1 pseudogene is annotated in these 837 nt (G+C 65.9%); it reads left to right on the top strand.

Annotation, left to right across the window (positions count from 1 at the left end):
- Positions 1 to 87: 87 nt before the first annotated feature.
- Positions 88 to 735, top strand: a pseudogene (locus ACDP63_RS25045) (ISL3 family transposase); the annotation flags it as partial.
- Positions 736 to 837: the final 102 nt, after the last annotated feature.

The following is an 837-nucleotide window of genomic DNA, read 5'->3' as shown; positions in this document are numbered from 1 at the left end:
TCTATGCTACGGCGGAAATGACGGAGCGACTGGCGGCATAGAAACCAACCCGATCCACCTTAGCCAAGCCGCCAAACTGTCTCACCAGGCGGGTCCACCTCTGTCCACAGTCGGTATCGACGTCGCCCGGCCGATGTTCCTGCGCATGGGCGAGCCGTGGAAATCGTCTTGCAGGTTCGTCGCTTTCGCTGCCGCGCGCCCGGCTGTCCGGCCCGGATTTTCGCCGAACGGTTTCCGTCCGGCGTCACCCGACCGCATATGCGACGCACCTCGCGCTTGCAGGATCTTGTGCGTCACCTCGGTCTTGCCCTCGGCGGACGACCTGCTCAGGCGCTCGCCCGGCGCCTTCTCGTGCCTGCAAGCAAAGACACGTTCTTGCGTGGGGCGCGGAGCCTGATGGGCCCCGTCTCCGAACCACCGCGTGTCATCGGCATCGATGACTGGGCATGGCGCAAGGGGCAGCGTTACGGCACGATGATCTGCGACCTGGAACGGCGGCAAGTGATCGACCTGCTGCCCGATCGCGAGCCTGCCACCGTGGAAGCGTGGCTCCGCGCACATCCCGGCATCCGGATCATCGCCCGCGACCGCAACGGCGGCTATGGCGGTGCCGCCACCCGTGCCTTGCCACAGGCGGTTCAGGTCGCCGATCGTTGGCATCTGCTTGAGAACGCGAGTGCCGCATTCCTGGCGGCCGTGCAGCGCAGCATGCCCGTCATCCGCAGGGCGATCGGGTGAGAACGGCGGTGAGAAATTAGGCCACGGAAGCGGCGGCATGGAGCTGCTGCGGGCGGCGTAAAAGTCGTCCACCCTTTCCCTTTCTGCGACAGCAGGGAG

It is taken from the genome of Paracoccus sp. P2, assembly GCF_046335115.1.
In the GTDB taxonomy this organism is placed as follows: domain Bacteria; phylum Pseudomonadota; class Alphaproteobacteria; order Rhodobacterales; family Rhodobacteraceae; genus Paracoccus; species Paracoccus pantotrophus.
This window is presented reverse-complemented; position numbering and strand designations above follow the sequence as displayed.